The sequence below is a fragment of the Rhodococcus sp. AQ5-07 genome (assembly GCF_009707305.1).
Classification (GTDB): Bacteria; Actinomycetota; Actinomycetes; order Mycobacteriales; family Mycobacteriaceae; genus Rhodococcus_F; species Rhodococcus_F erythropolis.
The window spans coordinates 3,081,562-3,102,346 of record NZ_CP046099.1 but is presented as its reverse complement, the minus strand read 5'-3'; the positions used below and the strand labels follow the sequence as shown (position 1 = coordinate 3,102,346).

Here is a 20,785-nt window from a genome sequence, read left to right as displayed (position 1 = left end):
GTAGGCTCCCCTAATCGAGACAGTGTGTAACTAAAGCGGGGAGAGAAGGATGCGGCAGCAGTGGGGCGCACTGGACGAGTTCGCAGCACTCAACGCGCTCACGCTCGGGGTCAAGCCCGATACGGTCTTTGCCACCCTGCAATCACAGGCGGCGAAGGAGATCTTGCAGAGCGAGGGCGTAGAGGTCATCGACAAACCGACGTTCTTCGAGTCACCCGACGTCGAACAGATCGCAGCAGTCGATCCTGACAGAATCCTGCTCAGTGACGTCGGGTCGCTGACGTCGATCACGGCTCAGGCCAACGAGATTGCCCCGACGACGGTGCTCGCCTATGCGGCGCCGTGGCGCGAAGTTCTGAATACCGCGGCGACTGCTCTGGGTCGAGAGTCCGAAGCTCGCGAAATCGTGTCGAGGCTCGAGACCAAATTTGCCGAAGTATCCGGAACGGTCGAGGCGCAACCGCAGACGTTGTCCGTGCTGGTGGGATTCTCCGGCGGCATCTACACCGTCATCCCACAGTCGCCGATGTCCTCGATCATCGAGGAAGCCGGTTTCAGGCGTCCACAAGCCGAACTCGACGCGAAGATCGGACCGAACACAGGTGTTGCCACGTCTTCGGTGTCGGGCGAGGAGGTCGGGCAGCACGCGGCGGACGCGATGGTCGTGACCTCGGGAAACATCTACGACAGCGCACTGGTACACGCAAATCCGTTGTTCAACGAGATCCCTGCGGTGCAGGCCGGGCGCACGGCAGACGTCAGCGGCGAACTCTGGTTCGGCAGTTATCCCTTCGCGGTCTACTGGATCCTCGAAGACCTCGAGGCACTTGCCGATCGCACACTCACCGGCGCGGAGCTCCAAGGACGCATCGCATCCGACGCCGACGCAGTTACCCGATGGAAGGCGTTCTCGAAATGACGACGACACAGGCCACGAAAGCAGACATTTCATCTGAAGAGGCCGACGTATCACAAGGAGCGGCGGCCGAAGCCTCGCAAGCCAAAGCTGAAGCGGCGGAGCACAAGAGCGCGCTTCGCGAACTCCTTGCTCCAGTGCGCACGCGGACCACCATCGCGATGGTGATGCAGGTGATCGCCGCGGTCGCCGCCATCGTGCCGTACGTGGCCATCGCCGAACTGGGTAAGACGCTGATCGTGGGCGGTGACGTCGACTCGTCCCGTGTCTGGACGATCGTGTGGGTGGTCGTCTTCGGTCTGGGTATGCGTGCGTTCTTCGGAGGCGGTGCGTTGATCGTGACGCACTTCGCCGATGTGAATCTGCAGGCGGTGCTGCGGCGTCGAATCGCAGCGACTCTCGGTCGACTTCCCTTGGGCTGGTTCACCTCCCACTCGTCCGGAACCGTGCGCAAAGCCGCGCAGAACGACATCTCCGATCTCCATTACCTGGTTGCGCACAGCGCCGTCGAGACCACCGGAGCCATCGCAGTGCCGCTCGTCGGACTCGGCTACGTGATCTCGATCGACTGGCGTCTGGGATTGGTCGCGATTGCCACGCTCCCGATCTACATGATCGCCTACGCGATGATGACCAAGGACATGGCCGTCAAGATGAGCCGGATGAATGAGGGCATCGCGGCCATCAGCAACACCATCGTCGAGTTCGTCACCGGTATCGCAGTGGTCAAGACCTTCGGTCAGGACAAGCAGTCACACTCCCGGTACCGCGACGCCGCCAAGGCATTTGCACTCTCGTACGAGGGCTGGGTTCGCCCGATGCTCCGGACCGAGGCGCTGGCCTCGATTGCATTGAGCGCACCGGTAGTGCTGGTGGTCAACCTTGGCCTCGGCTCGTGGTTCGTCCACTCCGGATGGGTGTCACCCATCGATGTGCTGACCAGTTCTCTTGTCGCGATGGTGATTCCGGTGTCGGTGACGACCATCGGTTTCGGTATGCAGGCTCGCCGAGAGGCAGCCGCCGCTGCGGCGCGACTGATTGCGCTGTTCTCGACCGAGGCGCTGCCGGAAACCGATCATCCGAAAAGTCCCGCGGGGAATGAAGTTCGATTCTCCGGAGTTTCTTTCGCCTACGACGACGGCGCCGACGTTCTGACCGACATCGATCTGACGCTGCCGGAGGGCACGGTGACGGCGTTGGTCGGACCTTCGGGTTCGGGTAAGTCGACGCTGGCAACGCTGGTTCCGAGGTTCCACGACGTGCGTGCCGGATCCGTGGCCATCGGTGGTGCCGACGTCAGGGACGTGGCGACCGACGAGCTGTACCGCCACGTCGGATTCGTTCTGCAGGACGTGCAGCTGGTCGAAGCGACCGTGCTCGACAACATTCGGCTTGCCCGACCGCAGGCGACTTCGGCCGAGGTGAAGGCCGCTGCCGCAGCCGCGCAGATCGACAACCGAATCGAAGCGCTCCCGAGAGGCTACGACTCCGTGGTCGGGGTCGACGCCAGATTCTCGGGTGGTGAAGCCCAAAGGGTCTCCATTGCGCGTGCGATTCTCGCGGACACTCCTGTTCTCGTGCTCGACGAAGCAACCGCTTTCGCCGATCCGGAGTCCGAAGCCGATATCCAGGAGGCGTTGTCGCGCTTGACGGTGGGGCGCACCGTGCTGGTGATCGCGCACCGGTTGGCTTCGATCGTGAGCGCCGATCAGATCGTGGTTCTCGACGCCGGACGGATCGTGGAGAAGGGCACACACGATCAGCTTGTGGCGAGTGGTTCAACCTATGCCCGGATGTGGGCGAGTCACAGTCGGGCCGACAGCATCGCTGGTACGTCTGACGCAGCAGGAAAGGCCAACTCATGATTCGCGACCTCTTCCGGATACTCGGCCCGCAGAATCAGGGCCGCTATCGCGAGTTCTTGGTGTGGGCAGTGTTGTACGGCGTGATGCAAGGTTTGGCAGTGGCGCTACTGGTCCCGGCGGTGCAGGCACTGTTCGATCAGGACTGGGGCAGTTTCCTTCGGTGGCTCGCCGCAATGGCCGTGTGCGCCGTGATCAGTTCGATTGCGCATTACCTGCAGGCGATGAAGGGATTCGAGTCGGCCCTCACGCTGCTGAGGACTATGCATCTGCGCCTGGGAGATCATCTCGTCACTCTGCCGCTCGGCTGGTTCGGTGCCGGCCGACTCGGCCAGGTATCGCAGGTTGCCAGCAAGGGCACCATCTCGGTGATGGGGGCGGCTGCGCACCTGATGACACCGATCATCTCCGGAATTGCCAGCCCGGCAACCATTGTCGTGTGCATGCTGTTCTTCGACTGGCGGCTCGGGTTGGCACTGATGGTCAGCGTTCCGATTCTGTTCGCGGCAGCAAGATTTGCCTCGACGATGACTGCCAAGGCCGACGATCGGGCACATGCCGCAGCCGTCGAATCGAACAATCGAGTGCTCGAATACGCTCGTTGCCAACCGGTCCTGCGTGCTTTCGGACGCACACACGGGGTGTACGAACCGCTCGACGACGCGATCGAAGCGCAACACACTGCGGGTCGTTCACAACTGTGGTTCGTGGTGATCGGGTCCGTGGTCAACGGGATCGCCCTGCAATTCGTCTTCTCTGCAGTGATCATCCTGGGTGCATTCCTCGCGCTCGGCGGCGACATCGACCCTGTCACGTTGATCGCGCTACTCGGCCTGACCGCACGGTTCATCCAGCCGCTGGGTGAGATCGGCGAGTTCGGCGGTGCAATCAGAATGGCACGCAACGAAATCCGTCGGATGTCCGAGATCCTCGAAGTGGAACCATTGGTAGAACCCGATACCAGCGGGCAGCCGACGGGGGAGACGGCCGTGCAGTTCGACGCCGTCGACTTCGGCTACGCGGACGGTGGGCAGGTGCTGCGGGACATCTCCTTCGAGGTGCCGCGGAAGTCGCTGACGGCGTTGGTCGGTCCGTCAGGGTCTGGCAAAACCACCGTCACTCGGCTGATCTCGCGCTTCTACGACGTCGACTCGGGGGTGGTACGTGTCGGCGGCGTCGATGTGCGGGACCTCACGAGTGCCGATCTGATGTCGCAGTTGTCCTTGGTTTTCCAGGACGTGTACCTCTTCGACGACACGTTGATCGCGAACATCCGCCTCGGTCGCCCCGAAGCCACGGACGATGAGGTCTTCGACGTGGCTCGGATCGCGGGCGTCGCGGAAATCGTCGAGCGACTTCCGCGGGGTTGGGACACCCGCGTCGGTGAGGGCGGGACGGCACTGTCCGGTGGAGAGCGGCAGCGGGTCTCCATCGCGCGCGCACTCCTCAAACGCGCGCCTATCGTTCTGCTCGACGAGGCGACGGCCGCGCTCGATCCCGAGAACGAGGCCCATGTACAGCGTGCGATGCAGGAACTCGCCAGTGAAAGCACACTGCTCGTGATCGCTCACAAACTGTCTACCGTCGTGGCCGCAGACCAGATCATCGTGCTCGGTGACGACGGATCGATCGTCGAAGTGGGAACCCACGAAGTTCTGCTCGCAGCCGGTGGGAACTACGCCGCGTTCTGGAACCAGCGCCACCGTGCGTCGGGATGGCGGTTGGTAGCGGGCTGAGCAGGTGGCAGGCTGAGCAGAATGCAAACCGGAAAGAAGACGGGGCGGCCGCCGACGTTGTCGACAGTGGACATCGTCGAGGCCGCCCTGGCTGGTGATCTGAGTGAATTGACCATGCCGAGTGTGGCAAAACGACTGGGCGTCAGCCATTCTGCACTTTATCGCTACTTCGCGGACCGTGAAGCGCTGCTGCGGGCTTGTGCGGATCACGTTGTGCGTCAGACTGTATGGCCGGACACGGATCGTCCGTGGCGTGAGTTTCTGACGGATTTGTGCGACGTTCTGTGGTCCTCGTTCGAGCGCTATCCAGGTCTAGCCCAGGTCGGTCTCGCAGTTCCGGGCACGCCACCGGCGATAATCGAGATCGTGGAGAAACTGGTCGGTTCGTTGACTGCGCAGGGTTTCACACCACATGACGCGGTCCTGGCCGTGGACTTCATCTCCGAGGTGACCATGACGCAGTTCGCAATGATGGCGGCGATGGACAAGACCGTGAGCTCCGCGGATTCGCGTTCTGCGCGCCAGGCGTATCAGGAGAGTTGGAATGCGTCGGAGTCGTTGGTCGAGGGGATCGGCGACGAATCAACGTGGCACGGGCGAGGTTGGTTGGACGAGAAGATCACGATCATGCTCGACGGCCTGGAAAAGCGTGTTATCGGCTGACATTTCTACTAGCTTTGAGAGTAATGCCCGTTTCGGCGTGATACAGGCTAATGTGCACACATAGGACGGGTGGTTGCTGCACCGGGAGGCGGGGATCATGGATCTCGAAGCGATTGTTCTCATCCAAAGACTCAAGTACCGATACGCACGCGCCTTGGACACCAAATCGTGGGTCGAATTCGCCGACACTCTGACCGTCGACGCCACCGCGATCTACGGAGAACAACTCAGTTTCGATTCCCGAGATTCGTTCGTCTCCTTCCTCGAGAACACCCTCGGATCACACGTCATCACTGAACATCAGTGCGGGCAACCCGAGATCGACGTCGACGGAGACACCGCAACCGGGATCTGGTGCCTCGCGGACACTGTGGTGATCCCCGAAGACGGCATGCTTCTTCGCGGATCGGCCTTCTATCACGACAGATACACCCGCTGCAGCGACGGTGAATGGCGAATCTCCCACACGAGCTACGAGCGGACCTGGGAATCGGTGGTGGCGCTCGCCGACATGCCGAGTTTCCGATTGACGTCCAACAAGTGGGCGCTGCTGCAGCAACCGTCGTTCGGCGACTCGGTAGTTCGCAACGTCTCCTGAGGCCGCCCGCGATTAGAGTCGGCTCATGGTTGATGCAGATTTTTCGCTGCCTGACGTACGGACGTGGATTCGCGGTATCCCCGCACTGACCGGAACTCCGCCGCCCGCGCCTGAACATTTTCCGGAAAAGCCGGGAGAGCTGTTCCTCGACTGGCTCCGTGCGGCCGTGGCCTTCGGCGTCGTCGAGCCACACGTATGTGCGCTCGCGACCGTCGACAGTGACGGTATGCCCGATTCCCGCTTCCTCATCCTCAAGGACGTGACCGAGGGTGGGTTCTGGTTTTCGGGTTCAGCTGCTTCGCCGAAAGGCATTGAGCTGAAAGAAAATCCGCGAGCATCGCTCGCCTTCTACTGGCGTGAGACGGGCCAGCAGGTCCGGATCCGCGGGTTGGTTCGCGAGGGCGACGACGCACTTCGAAGCCGAGACTTCGTCGAACGCTCCGTCACTGCGAGAGCGGTGGCGACCGCAAGTAAGCAGAGCGAGGTGCTCGAAGACTTAGGGGCGTACGACGCCTCGGTGGCGGCTGCGGAAGCAAGAATCAGTGACGACCCAGGGTTCGTGTCGGAGGACTGGCGTGCGTGGTGCCTCGAGCCGGAGTCTGTCGAGTTCTGGCAGGCAGACTCCGGGCGTCGGCATCAGCGATGGTTGTACCGGCGCGGCTCGGACCGAGCATGGACACGAGCAGTGCTGTGGCCCTGAACAGCTGGGTCGAGCTCAGCTGGCGCTGATCTCCGGCGACACGAGGTTGACGACGATCGACTGTCCACCGAGCTTGGCGTGGATTTCGGGATGTTCGAACCCCGAGGACAACAGGTAGCTGCCGAGCATCGTGAGCAACTCGTCCAGATCCATCGTGGGATCGGAGGAATGCGTGCTCGAGGGTGAGGCCTGATTCGCGATGAGTTCGGTGTGGGTGAGTCGACCGGCCACTCGAACGGCGGCTACGCCCATCGCGTCGCGCCGTACGACGGTGCGACTCCGAGTCTCGAGTGTCCTCGATGATTCGCGTGTTGAAGCTGGCACTGAAAGGTCCTCTCCGCTGCTGTGTGCGGCCGTGGTTCGGGCAGGAAGCGGAAACGTGAATGCATCCGATTGCTTGGGTGCGGTCGACAGAAAATCCGCTGTGGCGGTGGCACTGCTGGAACCGTTGCTCGTGGAAAGGTTGCTCGCAGAACCGTTACCCGTGGAAAGGTTGCTCGCAGAACCATTACTCGCGGAACTACTGGCTCTCGATCCGTTGCCGGAACCGTTGGCGCCCGTTATTCCGTGAGAATTCTTGTCTTCCATTGTTTCGCTCCTGATGCCCGTAAACAGACCGCTGGTTTGCTTAATCGACGCAAACATACCAGGAGTTCGTTTACGGTCATACCCCTTGTGGAGTCCGGCGCTGAATACGTAGCCACATCGCAAAGCCCCACAATACGAAGAATGCGTAGACCAGATAGAGGATTGCCGACGGGTAGTACCCGGCCCGGAATAGAAGGGGAACGCCGACAGCGTCGACGCCGATCCAGATGAGCCAGAACTCGGTCCAGCCGCGTGCCATCCCGTACGTCGCGAGGATCGAGCCGGTGAAGATCCAGGCCTCCGCCCACGCTCCGTACGAGCCGAGAAGGTCGAATATCCAGGCGAAAGCGATTGTGCCGCTTGCCATGACGGCGATCATGGCGACTCGCTCGCGAGTTGTCGCCCAGTGGGGCAGGACTGCGCGACCGGAGTCACGTGCCCCACGTCGCCACTGGGTCCACCCGTAGACGCTGACGGTGATGAACAACAACTGACGGCCGGCCTGGCCGTAGAGATTGAGCTCTTGCGGCGTGTGGAAAAGTGCGCCCATGAAGACCGTGAACAACAAGGCATTTCCGGCTATACCGACAGGCCACGCCCATACCGAGCGTCGCGCGCCCGCGATCGCGGAGCCTATTCCGAACGCGTTTCCGATGATCTCTCGCCAGAGAATCGTGGCGCTGCCGATGTGCAGTTCAGCGTCGAACAGCGCCTCGATCAGGCTCATCAGTCCGCAGCAGCGACGAGGGGTTCGAGCGTCAGATCCGGGAGTTCCTTCTGGATGTACTGCAGGCGCCACTTGTCACTGACAAGGGCGAGCAGGACACCGTCGGATCGGGTGAAGACCTCCACACCGCGCTGACGGTTCAGTTCGACCTCGGACGCGGCGTCGGTACGGCGGGCCAATGCGTAGCCGAGTGGTTCCATCTTGGCCTCGACGTTGAACTCGGCCTTCATGCGCGCTGCGACGACCTCGAACTGCATCGGGCCGACAGCAGCCATGACGGGGGAGGCGTCGCCGCGGATGTCGTTGCGGAGAATCTGGACGACGCCCTCGGAATCGAGTTGATCGACTGCACGGCGGAACTGCTTGTACTTGCCGGCGCTTTCGGCGCGCAGGATCGAGAAGTGTTCCGGCGCGAACGACGGGATCGGCGGGAACTCAACCTTCTTCTCGGTGTACAGCGTGTGGCCGGGTGCGAGTGCGGTGGCGTTGACGAGGCCGACGACGTCGCCGGGGAACGCGGATTCGACGGTGGAACGTTCACGGCCGAATACCGTCTGCGCGTACTTGGTCGTGAAGGGCTTGCCGGTTTGAGCATGTGTGACAACCATGCCGCGCTCGAACACGCCGGAGACGATGCGCATGAACGCCAGACGGTCACGGTGCGCGGTGTCCATACCGGCCTGCACCTTGAAGACGACCGCACTGAACGGATCGGTGACCTCGCGCGGCTTGCCGCTGAGGTCTTCGCGGCCCCGCGGCGGCGGCGCCAATTCGACGAGAGTGTCGAGGATCTGGCGGACACCGAAGTTGAGCATCGCGGACGCGAAGATCACCGGGGACGTCTGACCGGCGAGGAACATCTCCTGATCGTGGTCCTGGCCGGTAGCGGAGAGCAGTTCACTCTCCTCGGCCGCGGTCTCCCACTCGGAGCCTTCCTTGGCGAGCGCCGCGTCGGCGTCCATGACCTCTTCGGGGGCGATCTTCGCGCCGCCTGCGGTACGGGTGAAGCGGACGTACTCGCGAGCCTCACCGTCTTCGCCGCGCCGCAACAGTCCTCGGAAGTCGCCGGCGATGCCGACGGGCCAGTACAGGGGAGTGGGCGTGAGGCCGATGCGTTCGCTGATCTCGTCGAGCAGTTCGAGAGGAGTCTGGCCGGGACGGTCCCACTTGTTGATGACCGTGATGACCGGAATGCCGCGGTGACGGCACACCTGGAACAACTTGAGCGTCTGCGGTTCGAGGCCCTTGGCAGCGTCGATGAGCATGACGGCTGCGTCGACGGCGGTCAGGACGCGGTACGTGTCCTCGGAGAAGTCGGAGTGACCGGGGGTGTCGACGAGGTTGATGACGTTGATCTGCTCGTCCGGGGTCTCGGACGAGTGGTAGTTGAACTGCAGTGCGGTGGAACTGACGGAAATGCCGCGGGCCTTCTCCATCTCCATCCAGTCCGAGACCGTCGACTTGCGGCCGGCCTTGCCGTGGACGGCACCTGCCTCGGAGATCTTCTTCGCGTGCAGTGCCAGCGCTTCGGTGAGTGTCGACTTACCGGCGTCAGGATGCGAGATGACGGCGAAGGTGCGGCGACGCTCCGCCTCGGCGGACAAGCCCTTGGTCGTCGTCGTGACCGCGACCGACCCGCTCTCGGTTGAATCGGGGCCTTCGGTGTCGGACTGGACAGTCGAGTCGGAAGGGACGGTCGAGTCGGACGGGGTAGTCAACGAAGAACCTCTCGAAGTGGGCGTCGGTGCCGGCGACGTGCCGGTGCGCGGACAGGTGGAGAGTGCGGCAGCACAACAGAGAAAGGATACTCGCAGACCACGAGGCAGTAGCCACTGCGGCGTAACACTCGGCGAACGATCGCTGATTATCAATGTATGTGTGTGTTCGAACACACAGCCATTTGTGTCCTGCGAAGAGTTGCACTGAATCGAAGAGTGACACTGACCGAGGAGTTGCGTTGAGCAAGTTCACCGAAGAGATGTACGCGACCGCCGCAGTCACCGACCGCGGCCTGGTGACGGGAGAGCCCGACAACGCTTTCCGTCAGACCTGGGGCGACATCCACCAGGAAGCTCGGCGCATGGCCGGTGGCCTGGCCGAGGTCGGCATCGATCGCGGCGTCGCGATCGGCATTCTCGCCGGACAGCCCGTCGACATCGCGCCTGCCTGCCAGGCGACGTGGATGCGCGGTGCGTCGGTGACGATGCTGCATCAGCCGACCCCCCGAACGGATCTGGGCATCTGGGCTCAGGACACCGAGACGGTGATCGACATGATCTCCGCAAAAGCCGTCATTCTGGGTGCACCATTCGACGCGGCCAAGCCGCTCCTCGAAGAGCGTGGCATCACCGTCGTGACGGTGGACGAGCTTCGTGGCGGAACGTCGATCGATCCCGTGGAGACGGCCGAATCGGATATCGCACTCCAACAGTTGACGTCAGGTTCCACCGGTTCGCCCAAGGCCGTGCAGATCACGCACGAGAACTTCTACACAAATGCGTACGCGATGATCAACCGCATCAAGTTCTCCATCGAGGACGACGTGATGGTGAGCTGGCTTCCGCTCTTCCACGACATGGGCATGGTCGGCTTCCTCACGGTTCCGATGCAGGTGGGCGCCGAGGTCATCAGCATCACGCCGATGGATTTCCTGCGCACCCCGGTGCTGTGGGCGGAACTCATGGGCAAGTACGGCGGAACTGTCACCGCCGCACCGAACTTCGCGTATTCGCTCTTGGCTCGTCGACTCGCACAGGCAGAAGACGGGGCAGTCGACCTGTCCAGCGTCCGATACATGTGGAACGGCGCCGAACCGGTGGATCCCGACACGATGGATGCCCTCGCCGAGGCCGGTGCGCGTTTCGGTTTGAACCCGACCGCGCTCGCTCCCGTGTACGGAATGGCGGAAACCACGCTCGCCGTGTCGATTCCGGATCCCGATCAAGGTCAGATCCTCGACTACGTCGATCCCGACTTCCTCGAGTCGATGTCTCGGGCGGTGCCGTCCAATCGCCCCAACGCTCGTGCCCTCGCCACACTCGGAAAGATGGTGCCTGACCTCGAGGGACGCATCGTCGACCGCGACGGCCAGGTGCTTCCGGCCCGCGGCGTCGGAATCATCGAGGTTCGCGGCAAGGCAGTGACCCCTGGTTACGTCACGGTGGAAGGTCACAAGCCGGCGCAGGACTCCGACGGTTGGCTCGACACCGGTGACGTCGGGTACTTCACCGAAGAAGGACTGGTCGTGGTGTGCGGGCGAGTCAAGGACGTCATCATCATGGGCGGCCGGAACGTGTACCCCACAGACATCGAACGGGCGGCCGGAAGCGTTGCCGGTGTGCGCCCGGGAAATGCCGTCGCAATCCGTCTCGATGCCGGCCAGAAGCGTGAGAGCTTTGCGGTCGCCGTCGAGACCAACGCTTTCGAAGATCCGGAAGAGGTCAAGCGCATCGAGCGCGAAGTGGTCCACGCCGTGGTTGCCGACGTCGGTGTCCGGCCTCGCGCCGTTGCGGTTCTGGGCCCCGGCAGTATTCCGAAGACGTCGTCGGGAAAGCTCCGCCGCGCCAATTCGGCTGCCCTGCTGGGTAACTGACTGTCAGTGCAAGCGGTTCTGTGCGGCTTCGAGCCCGAGTTCGAGCAGTAGCTCGACTGCATCCGCAGCTTCTTCGCACACGAGATCGAGTTCTTTTCGCTCCGTGGACGAGAACGGCTTGAGAACGTAGTCCGCCGGGTCCATGCGGCCCGGCGGGCGACCGATCCCGACGCGCGTGCGCAGGTAGTCCTTGGTGGTCAACGAACTCGAAATGGACCGCAGACCGTTGTGTCCGCCTTCGCCGCCGCCGAGTTTGAGTCTGATGGTCCCGAAATCGAGATCCAGTTCGTCGTGGACGACGATGATGTTCGCGGCATCGACCGAGAAGAATCGCGCGAGACCGGCGACCGCGCCACCCGAGAGATTCATGTACGAGCGTGGTTTTCCGAGAATCACGCGTCGTCCGGCGAGGCGACCTTCGACGATTTCGGCGCCACTCTTCTTGTGTACGTTGAACTTTCCGCCCATGCGCCCGGCAAGGGTGCCGGCGACCATGAAGCCGACGTTGTGCCGGGTCTTCTCGTACTGCGGGCCGGGATTACCCAGGCCGATGACGAGGGCGGTATCTGTGCTCAACGGACGCTACTTTCTGGCTTGTTTTTCCTGCTACGCACGAACGGCGCGTCACTCCGAATCGGAATGACGCGCCGCGCGCAGTGAGTTCTGTTGGAACCGAGAGGATCAGGCCTCTTCTGCAGCCTCGTCGGCGGCGGGAGCTTCTGCGCCCTCTTCGAGGTCAGCCTCGGTCGGTGCAGCAACGACGTTGACGATCAGGGTGTCGGCGTCAGCCTGCAGGACGGAGCCGGCGGGCAGTTCGAGCTGGCTTGCCAGGATCTGGGTGCCGATTTCGAGGCCCTCGACCGAGACCTCGATCTGCTCGGGGATGTGGAGGGCGTCTGCCTCGATGGAGATGGTCGATGCATCCTGCGCGACCATGGTGCCTGCAGCAGCGTCACCGACGACTACGACGTGAACGTCGATGGTGACCTTCTCGCCCTTCTTGATGACGAGGAGGTCAGCGTGCTCGATGTAGCTGCGGATGGGGTGCACGACGACCGACTTGGTCAGTGCAACCTGCTCCGTGCCCTCGATGTCGAGGGTGAGGATGGCGTTGGTGCCCTGTGCGCGGAGGATGCGAGCGAAGTCGCGAGCCGGCACGTTGAGGTGGCGGGGATCTTCGCCGTGGCCGTACAGAACCGTGGGGACCTGGCCGTCGCGACGTGCGCGGCGAGCTGCGCCCTTGCCGAATTCGGTGCGGACGACGGCGACGAGGTTGTTTTCTTCAGACATGATGAAACGGCTCCTACAACTCACGGGGTTCGTGCTCGGTTTACTGACGTGTGGTTTTGCCTGCGGCAAGGCGGACAGGCGCGCACACGGCCAGGAGCGAAACGCTCGAGCTGAGCCGTAGCCGCGTCGATCACGGTAAACCTGCAACGTGTGGAACTGCTGCGATTCACCCTCGCCGAGACAACTTTGGATACGTTACCGGAGTTTGCTCCCCGCCGCTAATCGCAGGTGGTGGGGACCTGGCCGTGTGGACGTGGTTCGCGTCACATCGAAAGCGGTAGCCTGACGGAGTGACCACCGTGGGGAGCGCTCCCGAAGGCAGTCGGCTCGGTGCCGTCGTGCCGGGTACCGACCTGTCGCAGCATGCGCGCCTACTGAGCCGGGTGCACGACGCAGTTCTCTCGGGGCAGGAACCACCGGCGCAGCCGCGGACCGTCGTGGCGCGGTCGTGGTCGCGGGTGGCCGCGGGTGGGCTCGCGCCCGATCATTGCGGCGCGTCCGCTGTCGCCGATTTCTCCGAGCTGGAGTCGAGGCGTTCGCGTACCGCGCTGCGCAGCGTTCTGCCCGAACTGAGAACCACGCTCACCGAGGTCGCCGAGGACGCGGGCTTCATCGTGGTCGTTGCCGACGCCGACGGTGTCCTGCTCTGGCGCGAAGGGGCGAAGACCGTCAAACGTGCGGCGGACGCACTCGGGTTCGCCGAAGGCGCGCGCTGGTCGGAGCAGTCGGTGGGTACCAACGCGATCGGTACCGCGCTGATCGAAGATTCTGCGGTGCAACTCTTCTCGGCCGAGCACTATGCGCCGACGCATCACAATTGGTCATGTACAGGCTCGCCCGTGCACGACCCCCGGACAGACGAGATCCTGGGTGTGGTGGACATCAGCGGGTCCGCAGCCTCGGTGCATCCCACCACTGTCGCGCTGGTTCGCACCGCGGTTCGCCTCGCGGAGGCGACGCTGTGGCGCGAGCATGCAGCTCAGCTCGATCGCCTGCGCTCGCGGGCGGCGCCATTGTTCGCGGCGGGCACGGGTCCGGCATTGGTGGTCGACGAGTTCGGCTGGGTGGCCGGCGCCAGCGGGATTGCCGCGCCTGACCGGGTGGCGGCACCCAGTGCGGGAAAGCCCGTCATCGTGCCAGGTCTCGGGATGTGTCTGCCTGAGCCGCTCGGTGACGGCTGGCTGTTGCGCACCGGCGTCGGCGGGCCGGTGATCGAGCTCGAGCTGTCGCTCGGTGCATCGCCGCAGGTGACGGTGCGTGGTGATGCAAACTGGACGCGCGCGCTTTCGCCGCGTCACGCTCAGATCTTGCGTGCGCTGGCAGCCGTGGGATCGGCTGGCGTGGATGCCGCAGGCCTGAGCGAAGTGCTCTTCGGTGATCGCGAGCATGTAGTGGCAGTGCGCGCCGAGGTGTCCAGATTGAGGAAACACCTCGGCGCGGTTCTGCAGACTCAGCCGTACCGCTTTGCCGACGGCGTGCGGGTTGTGGTGACCTAGCGCGCTGCGCTGATTCCGGCACGACGTCCGAAGAAGCTGCCGTCGCCGAGACTGGTTCCGCTGGCGTAACCACCTGCGCAGACACCGGACGTGCAACGGCCTGCCGCGAACAGTCCGGGGATCGGCGCACCCGAGACGTGCAGAACCTCGGAATCGACGGTTGTCTTCAATCCTCCCAGCGTGAATCCGCCTGTGCGGCCACGTAGATCGATTGCCGCGAACGGGCCGACGATCGGCTTGACCCACTCGGACTTCTTGCCGAGCACCGGGTCGGACCCTTCAGCCGCGTGACGGTTGTAGAGGTCGACAGTCGATTGCAGCGATCCGGCGGGAAGCCCCATCTCGGCTTCGAGTTCCTCGACGGTTTCCGCCACCAGGGTCGGCTGCGCCCGCAACTGCGCACTGGACGATTCGGCATTCATGCCTTCGTCATACGCAGCTTCGTCGATCACGAGGAATGCCTGGTTGTCCTGCTGGAACAGTGTTGCCTGTCCGATGCGGCCCGGGTAGGTGTCTTCGGGGATGTATCGCTGACCACGGCCGTTGACAAGAATGCCGCGCACCATCAACTGTGGGTCGCAGAAGAACGCGACCTCGGTGGCGTCCATGTGTGCGGTGTCGGCGCCCAAGGCCTGACCGATCTGGATTGCGCGGCCGTCGTGCGCTTCGATCGAGGCCGCCGGGTGGCCGAAAATACGCGGTGCGTTCGAGCGCACCATCTCGTTGTTGTACGCGAAACTGCCCATCGCAAGCACGACGCCTTTGCGGGCACGAATCGCGACGTCCTTGCCGTAGCGCTTGGCGACAACTCCCACGACCCGATCGCCGTCGACCACCAAAGTCTGGACACGCAGATCGTATTCTGCACGGACGCCGAGCTTTTCGGCCGTCTCGACGAGTGGCTTCATCAGCATGTAGCCGCCGCCCTGCTCGCCGGTCTTCTTCTCGCTCATCTGCGGGACGTGTCCGCGGGGCGCGGGATCGACGAGCGCGTTGAACGGTGCAGCGTTCTCACCGCCCGAGTACATGAGGCCGTCGTCGTACGGCGGTTCCCAGCCGGGCTGACCCCAGAACGATTCCTTGAACGGGACCCCGGCGTCGACGAGCCAGTTGTAGTGATCGACGCTGCCCTCGCAGTACGCGTCGATCTTCGTGTCGTCGGTTCCGGGGCCGAGCGCTGCCTTCATGAACGTCTTCATGTTCTCGACCGAGTCCTCGAACCCGCACGCCTTCTGCAACGGCGTTCCACCGCCCAGGTAGATGAATCCACCAGCCAGTGACGCGGCTCCGCCCCAACCGCCCGTCCGCTCCAGGACGAGCACCTCGGCGCCCGCACGCGCTGCTTCGATCGCAGCGGTGACGCCGGCGATGCCGTATCCCGCGACGACGACGTCGGCCTCGTAGTCCCAGGTGGTGATGTCTGCAGCGGAGATCGGTCTGACGGTCGGGTCGGCCATGCGAAGCGTCCTTTCGGAAGACGAAACTACTGATCGCCACACAGTTGCAGTTTCGAGGTCCGCGGATCAGGCGTGGTCCCGGTCAACGGGAGGTTTGTAATCTCCTGACCGCGCCCAGGAATGCGTCCAGGTCTGCTTCGTCGACGAAGTAGTGCGGCGATGCGCGAACCACGGCGTCGAGCCCGCGTGCATCCATGTCGAGGAGCGTGGACCCGCGACCGCTGACGGTGACGGTGATGTTCTGTGCTGCAAGCTGATCCCGCACGAGGTGCTCGGAAATACCTTCGACGGTGAAGGAAACGATGCCGCTCAGCTGGGTTCCTCGATCGTGGACGTCGACTCCGGGAATCGATGCCAGCCCTTGCCGCAGCGCGACTGCTCTGGATTCGATCTGTGCCCACACCGTGTCGGTGCCGATCGAGAGCAGATAATCGGCGGCGGCGCCAAGACCCAGGCGCGCAGCGACACTCGTCTCCCAGAGTTCGAATCGTGTTGCGTCCGGTGCGGGGACGAAGCTGTTCTCGCTCGTCCATTCCGCTCCGTGCAGGTCCATCGCAGCGGGTTCGAGCGCGTCGACGAGTCCGGGGCGGACGTACAGGAATCCGGTTCCGCGTGGCCCGCGGAGCCACTTGCGGCCGGTGGCGCTGAGGGCGTCGATGCCGAGTTCGGTGACGTCGATGGGCAACTGGCCGAAGGACTGGCACGCGTCGAGCAGAACGAGAGAGCCATGGGCTCTGGCCAATTCGACGACCTCGCGGACTGGGTTGATCAGGCCGCCGTTGGTGGGGACGTGGACGACGGAGACGAGGCGAACCCGATCGTCGAGCATGTTCTCGAGTGCGTCGAGGTCGATGCGTCCGTACTGATCGCTCGGGATGATCTCGACGTGGGCGCCGGTCGAACGCGCCCGACCCAGCGCGGCGATGGCGTTGCTCGCGTATTCGACTCCGCTGATGAGGATTCGATCACCAGGTCCGAGCGAAACCGAAGCGAAGAAGTCGTTCCACGCGCGGGTCGCGCTGTCCGTCAACGCGATATCGGTTGCCTGAGCGCCGATGACCCGGGCCAGCGAATGCGGAACAGCAGCCAGGGCGCCGCTCTGACGAGCAGCTGCGACGTATCCGCCGACGTCGGCTTCACGTCGTAGGTGCTCGATCATCGTGGTCAGCACAGGCTCGGGTGGGAGCGAGGATCCCGCGCTGTCGAGGAACACCTTGTCGAGGCATCCGGGAGTGTCGCGGCGGATCGTGTCGAGATCGAACATGGCACCTTCCGTTCATGTCGGTGTGGTTCAAACTACCTGTGAACGAAGCTGTCCCGATGGAGCGAAGACTCGGCACGTCCGATGCCGTGGTGATCGGCCTCGGCGCGATGATCGGCGCCGGAGTCTTCGTGGTGTTCGCGCCCGCTGCCGCGGTGGCCGGTACCGGGTTGCTTGTGGGCCTGGCGATTGCAGCGTTCATCGCATTCTGCAACGCGACGTCGTCGGCGCAGCTTGCGGCCAGATACCCCACGTCAGGTGGGACCTACGTCTACGGACGTGAGCAGCTCGGACCCTGGTGGGGGTTTGCCGCAGGCTGGTCGTTCGTGATCGGGAAGACCGCGAGTTGCGCGGCAATGGCCCTGACTTTCGCGACGTATGTTGCGCCTACCGCCTGGCGTGTTCCCGTCGCGGTATTGGTGGTGGCGGTGCTGGTTGCAGTCAACTACCGCGGAGTGACACGGACGGCGCACATGGCCAGGGTGATCGTCGCTGTGTCGGCGACTGCACTGTGCGTAGCGCTGCTGGTTGCCGTCGTCGGTCCTGGTGCAGTGCGCGAGCTCCCGGATCTCGCGTTCGGGTCGTGGTACGGAATCCTGCAATCGGCGGGGCTGCTGTTCTTCGCCTTCGCCGGCTACGCCAGGATCGCGACGCTGGGGGAGGAAGTGCGCGATCCGCGCCGCACGATTCCGCGGGCGATCCTGATTGCTCTCACCGTCGCCGTCATCCTCTATGCACTGGTAGCAGTGGTGCTGTTGGTGACGTTGGGACCTGATCGGCTGGCGAACTCGGCACGGCCCTTGGCCGATGCAGTGGGCGCGACCGGGTGGAACTGGGCAGTTCCCGTAGTGGTGATCGGTGCCGCGGCGGCGTCGGCGGGGGCGCTGCTGGCTCTGATCGCGGGGGTGAGCCGTACGGCGATGGCGATGGCACGCGAGCGTGATCTGCCGGTTGCCCTCTCAGCCGTCCACCCACGGTTCGAGGTACCTCACCATGCGGAACTTGTGGTCGGTGCTGTCGTGATCGTTTTGGTGTCGACAACCGATCTTCGTGGGGTGATCGGCTTTTCGTCGTTCGGAGTGCTGCTCTACTACCTCGTCGCGAACGTGAGTGCGTACAGCCAGCGCGGGGTGGACCGGATGTATCCGAAGTGGCTGCAAGCGGTCGGCGCGGCTGGTTGTGTCGTTCTGGTGGTCACACTTCCGTGGATTGCGGTTGTTTCCGGGGTAGGTGTTGTTCTGGCCGGTTGTGGGTACCGGTGGATACGACTGAAGAAATTCAACGACACGTAACACCACAAAGGGTGCATCTCGGACGTTGGCGTTCTATCGTCGGTAGCGACCGCGAAGACCGCCCGAAGGGGAAGTCGAATGGTGACAGCAGCGTTGACAGCAGCACAGACCACGCAGGTGGATTCGCGTCCTGCGGCCGAGGCCTACGTCGGTGGTGTGTGCTTCAAACAGGGGCCACCCCGCTTGGTAGGAGCTGAGCTCGAGTGGCTGACCAGCCACGTTCCCGGTGGAGAGAGGCCGTCAGCCGCGACTCTGGCAAGGGCACTCGGGCGACATGCACCCACCAGTATCGACCCGGATTCACCGGCGGCACCGCTTCCGCGTGGCAGCCTCGTCACCGTAGAACCTGGCGGACAAATAGAACTCTCCTCAGCGCCGCGCACGTCCGCTCGCGAACTGTGTGACTGCCTCGACGACGACCGTCGTACTCTCGAAACACTCCTCGCGCCGTACTCCATCGAAATCAGTTCGGCGGCGGCCGACGTCGCCCGCCCACCTTCCCGGATTCTCCGGCTGCCGCGTTATTGCGCAATGGAATCCCGCTTCGCCGGGATAGGACCGTACGGCACCTTGATGATGTGCAATACCGCGGCAGTACAGATCAGTATCGATGCCGGCGGCAGCCCGGAGTCCATCGCCCAGCGTTGGCGGCTCCTCGGGGACATGGGCCCGGCTCTCATCGCGGCGTTTGCGTGTTCTCCACGCTTGCAAGGGGTTCCGAAGGGAGATTGGGCGTCCCAACGCATGCGGACGTGGCTCGAACTCGATTCCTGGCGAACGGTCGCAGTCCCGGAAGTGCAGGACTACGCCGGCTGGGCGCTCGATGTTCCGCTGATGTGTGTGCGAAACGAGGGTGACGATTGGACGGCTCCGCGGGGTGCCACTTTCGGAGACTGGGTAGACGGCGCTGTGGATGCCGAGATCGGACGCCGACCCGTCTGGGCAGACTTGGACTATCACCTGTCTACGCTGTTCCCGCCGGTTCGCGCCGTCGGGCATCTGGAGGTTCGCTACATCGATGCGCAGCCGGGAGATCTGTGGCGAGTACCGGTAGCAGCGATCGACGCGTTGCTGTCCGGGCCTGCCGTGATGAGGGAGGCCAGTGATGCTGCAGCATCTACGGCCGGGCGGTGGCGAGACGCGGCGGAGTACGGATTGGACGATGTCGAACTGCGTTCGGCTGCAACCTCTCTGATGTCGCTCGCCGCGTCGTACGCGCCAGAGCCGCAGTTCGTTCGTCTTCTCGATGCCGCAGCCGAACGGTGTTGTCGCGCAATCGTGCCCGGTGAGAGCGACACATGACGGGGGAGATCACCAAGGAAGCGGTCGAGGCCGTACTTCTGCGAGCGCGTGAGCGGTCGACGCTGCTCACCGACTGCGTCGACGATACCGAATTGATCGCTCAGCATTCCCCGTTGATGAGTCCACTCGTGTGGGACCTGGCGCACATCGGTAATCAAGAGGAACTCTGGTTGGTGCGTGATGTCGGTGGCCGCGATCCGGTGCGTAGCGACATAGACGAGCTGTACGACGCTTTCAAGCATTCGAGATCGTCGAGACCCACACTTCCCCTGCTCAACCCGGCCGAGGCGCGCGAATACGTACGTACGGTCCGTGGGAAGGTCTGGGATGTGCTCGAAGCCAGCACGTTCGGTCGTACAGAACTCGACGTGGACGGTTTTGCCTTCGGGATGATCGCGCAGCACGAGCAGCAACACGCCGAGACCATGCTCGCGACCCACCAATTGCGTTCGGGGCCCACGGCACTCGTTGCGACTCCCGCTCCGCAAGCGGCCCGCATGCCTGAACTCGACGAGGTCACCATCGCGGCCGGCCCCTTCGTCATGGGGACCGACGACGAACCGTGGGCACTCGACAACGAGCGCACTGCGCATCAGGTCTATGTCACCGACTTCGCGATCGACAGATTCCCGGTCACCAACGGGCAGTTCGTCGAATTCATCGAGGACGGCGGGTATTCCCGACCGGAACTGTGGTCTCGCGACGGTTGGCGGCATCGCGTCGACGCGAAACTTCGTGCACCCCTGTTCTGGGAGCACGACAATTCGGGTTGGTGGCACGAGACTTTCGGCGTCGAGGCTCCGGTTCCGCCGGACAAGCCGGTCGTGCATGTGAGCTACTACGAGGCCGAGGCCTACGCCAGCTGGGCAGGCAAACGGCTTCCCACCGAGGCGGAATGGGAAAAGGCCGCGCGCTGGGATCCGGAATCCGGAAGATCACGACGGTTCCCGTGGGGGGACGCGTCCGCAGACGAGAATCTCGCCAATCTCGGTCAACGCCATCTCGGCCCCGCCGGCGTCGGTTCTTACCCAGCAGGGGCGTCAGCAGCGGGTGTCGAGCAGTTGATCGGCGACGTATGGGAGTGGACGTCTTCGGGTTTCCATCCGTATCCGGGTTTCCGGGCTTTCCCGTATCGGGAGTACTCGGAGGTATTCTTCGGTGGCGACTACAAGGTGTTGCGAGGGGGATCGTTCGGGACCGACAGCGTTGCCTGTCGTGGGACGTTCCGTAACTGGGACCATCCGATCAGGCGCCAGATCTTCTCTGGTTTTCGTTGCGCCAGAACGATTTCGGGTAGACCCTGAC

19 protein-coding genes are annotated in these 20,785 nt (G+C 63.5%); 12 read left to right on the top strand and 7 right to left on the bottom strand.

Features of this window, described 5'->3' with window-relative positions:
* Positions 1-49: 49 nt before the first annotated feature.
* The 6 genes from GJB56_RS14170 (at position 50) to GJB56_RS14145 (ending at position 6,475) form a co-directional block, all read left to right on the top strand.
* The gene (locus GJB56_RS14170) at positions 50-919 is read left to right on the top strand and encodes an ABC transporter substrate-binding protein (protein WP_230091196.1); all 870 of its coding nucleotides are present in this window, start codon (positions 50-52) and stop codon (positions 917-919) included.
* On the top strand, positions 916-2,781 hold the full coding sequence (locus GJB56_RS14165; RefSeq protein ID WP_230091195.1) for an ABC transporter ATP-binding protein: 1,866 nt from the start codon (positions 916-918) through the stop codon (positions 2,779-2,781). The genes GJB56_RS14170 and GJB56_RS14165 overlap by 4 nt, the downstream gene beginning before the upstream one ends.
* Positions 2,778-4,514, top strand: a complete 1,737-nt coding sequence (locus tag GJB56_RS14160; RefSeq protein ID WP_069146389.1) for an ABC transporter ATP-binding protein — start codon at positions 2,778-2,780, stop codon at positions 4,512-4,514. The genes GJB56_RS14165 and GJB56_RS14160 overlap by 4 nt, the downstream gene beginning before the upstream one ends.
* 21 nt (positions 4,515-4,535) lie before the next feature.
* Positions 4,536-5,177: a TetR/AcrR family transcriptional regulator gene (locus tag GJB56_RS14155; RefSeq protein ID WP_019744674.1), complete on the top strand. Its 642-nt coding sequence runs from the start codon at positions 4,536-4,538 to the stop codon at positions 5,175-5,177.
* 97 nt (positions 5,178-5,274) lie between these two features.
* On the top strand, positions 5,275-5,775 hold the full coding sequence (locus tag GJB56_RS14150) for a nuclear transport factor 2 family protein (protein ID WP_020970307.1): 501 nt from the start codon (positions 5,275-5,277) through the stop codon (positions 5,773-5,775).
* A gap of 25 nt (positions 5,776-5,800) precedes the next feature.
* A complete protein-coding gene (locus GJB56_RS14145) occupies positions 5,801-6,475 on the top strand; it encodes a pyridoxine/pyridoxamine 5'-phosphate oxidase (protein WP_060939776.1) in 675 nt (224 codons plus the stop codon).
* Between the two features lie 15 nt (positions 6,476-6,490).
* On the opposite strand, the gene GJB56_RS32085 is transcribed toward GJB56_RS14145, so the two are convergent.
* Positions 6,491-6,799, bottom strand: a complete 309-nt coding sequence (locus GJB56_RS32085) for a hypothetical protein (RefSeq protein WP_283301934.1) — start codon at positions 6,797-6,799, stop codon at positions 6,491-6,493.
* Positions 6,800-6,854: 55 nt separating this feature from the next.
* On the opposite strand from GJB56_RS32085, the gene GJB56_RS32080 reads away from it, so the two are divergent.
* Positions 6,855-7,046: a hypothetical protein gene (locus GJB56_RS32080; RefSeq protein WP_306490524.1), complete on the top strand. Its 192-nt coding sequence runs from the start codon at positions 6,855-6,857 to the stop codon at positions 7,044-7,046.
* A gap of 93 nt (positions 7,047-7,139) precedes the next feature.
* Here GJB56_RS32080 and pnuC read toward each other — a convergent pair whose 3' ends face one another.
* Together pnuC and GJB56_RS14130 are read right to left on the bottom strand one after the other, a co-directional pair.
* Complete coding sequence (gene pnuC / locus GJB56_RS14135; protein WP_019744670.1) at positions 7,140-7,790, bottom strand: nicotinamide riboside transporter PnuC; 651 nt, start codon at positions 7,788-7,790, stop codon at positions 7,140-7,142.
* The gene (locus tag GJB56_RS14130) at positions 7,790-9,394 is read right to left on the bottom strand and encodes a peptide chain release factor 3 (protein ID WP_135000451.1); all 1,605 of its coding nucleotides are present in this window, start codon (positions 9,392-9,394) and stop codon (positions 7,790-7,792) included. Before GJB56_RS14130 ends, pnuC begins: the two co-directional genes overlap by 1 nt.
* Before the next feature lie 353 nt (positions 9,395-9,747).
* On the opposite strand from GJB56_RS14130, the gene GJB56_RS14125 reads away from it, so the two are divergent.
* Positions 9,748-11,382, top strand: coding sequence for a fatty acyl-AMP ligase (locus tag GJB56_RS14125; protein WP_113683204.1), 1,635 nt, complete (start codon positions 9,748-9,750; stop codon positions 11,380-11,382).
* A gap of 3 nt (positions 11,383-11,385) precedes the next feature.
* On the opposite strand, the gene pth is transcribed toward GJB56_RS14125, so the two are convergent.
* Both pth and GJB56_RS14115 read right to left on the bottom strand, forming a co-directional pair.
* Entirely contained in the window at positions 11,386-11,958 is a 573-nt protein-coding gene (pth, locus tag GJB56_RS14120) for an aminoacyl-tRNA hydrolase (protein WP_003946229.1), read from the bottom strand.
* A 105-nt stretch (positions 11,959-12,063) separates the two neighbouring features.
* Entirely contained in the window at positions 12,064-12,672 is a 609-nt protein-coding gene (locus GJB56_RS14115) for a 50S ribosomal protein L25/general stress protein Ctc (RefSeq protein WP_020908579.1), read from the bottom strand.
* A gap of 290 nt (positions 12,673-12,962) precedes the next feature.
* Between GJB56_RS14115 and GJB56_RS14110 the strand changes: the two genes are divergently transcribed.
* Positions 12,963-14,168, top strand: coding sequence for a GAF domain-containing protein (locus GJB56_RS14110; RefSeq protein WP_230091194.1), 1,206 nt, complete (start codon positions 12,963-12,965; stop codon positions 14,166-14,168).
* On the opposite strand, the gene GJB56_RS14105 is transcribed toward GJB56_RS14110, so the two are convergent.
* Together GJB56_RS14105 and GJB56_RS14100 are read right to left on the bottom strand one after the other, a co-directional pair.
* Complete coding sequence (locus GJB56_RS14105; RefSeq protein ID WP_113683203.1) at positions 14,165-15,625, bottom strand: FAD-dependent oxidoreductase; 1,461 nt, start codon at positions 15,623-15,625, stop codon at positions 14,165-14,167. The genes GJB56_RS14110 and GJB56_RS14105 overlap by 4 nt on opposite strands.
* A gap of 82 nt (positions 15,626-15,707) precedes the next feature.
* Positions 15,708-16,889, bottom strand: a complete 1,182-nt coding sequence (locus tag GJB56_RS14100; protein ID WP_113683202.1) for an aminotransferase class V-fold PLP-dependent enzyme — start codon at positions 16,887-16,889, stop codon at positions 15,708-15,710.
* 14 nt (positions 16,890-16,903) lie between these two features.
* Here GJB56_RS14100 and GJB56_RS14095 point away from each other — a divergent pair, with 14 nt between their 5' ends.
* The 3 genes from GJB56_RS14095 (at position 16,904) to egtB (ending at position 20,784) form a co-directional block, all read left to right on the top strand.
* Entirely contained in the window at positions 16,904-18,178 is a 1,275-nt protein-coding gene (locus GJB56_RS14095) for an APC family permease (protein ID WP_113683201.1), read from the top strand.
* A 78-nt stretch (positions 18,179-18,256) separates the two neighbouring features.
* Positions 18,257-19,480, top strand: coding sequence for an ergothioneine biosynthesis glutamate--cysteine ligase EgtA (gene egtA / locus GJB56_RS14090; RefSeq protein WP_113683200.1), 1,224 nt, complete (start codon positions 18,257-18,259; stop codon positions 19,478-19,480).
* Positions 19,477-20,784 (top strand): ergothioneine biosynthesis protein EgtB, encoded by a 1,308-nt coding sequence (gene egtB / locus GJB56_RS14085; protein WP_046378957.1) that lies wholly within the window; start codon positions 19,477-19,479, stop codon positions 20,782-20,784. The genes egtA and egtB overlap by 4 nt, the downstream gene beginning before the upstream one ends.
* The last annotated feature ends 1 nt before the right edge of the window (position 20,785 follow it).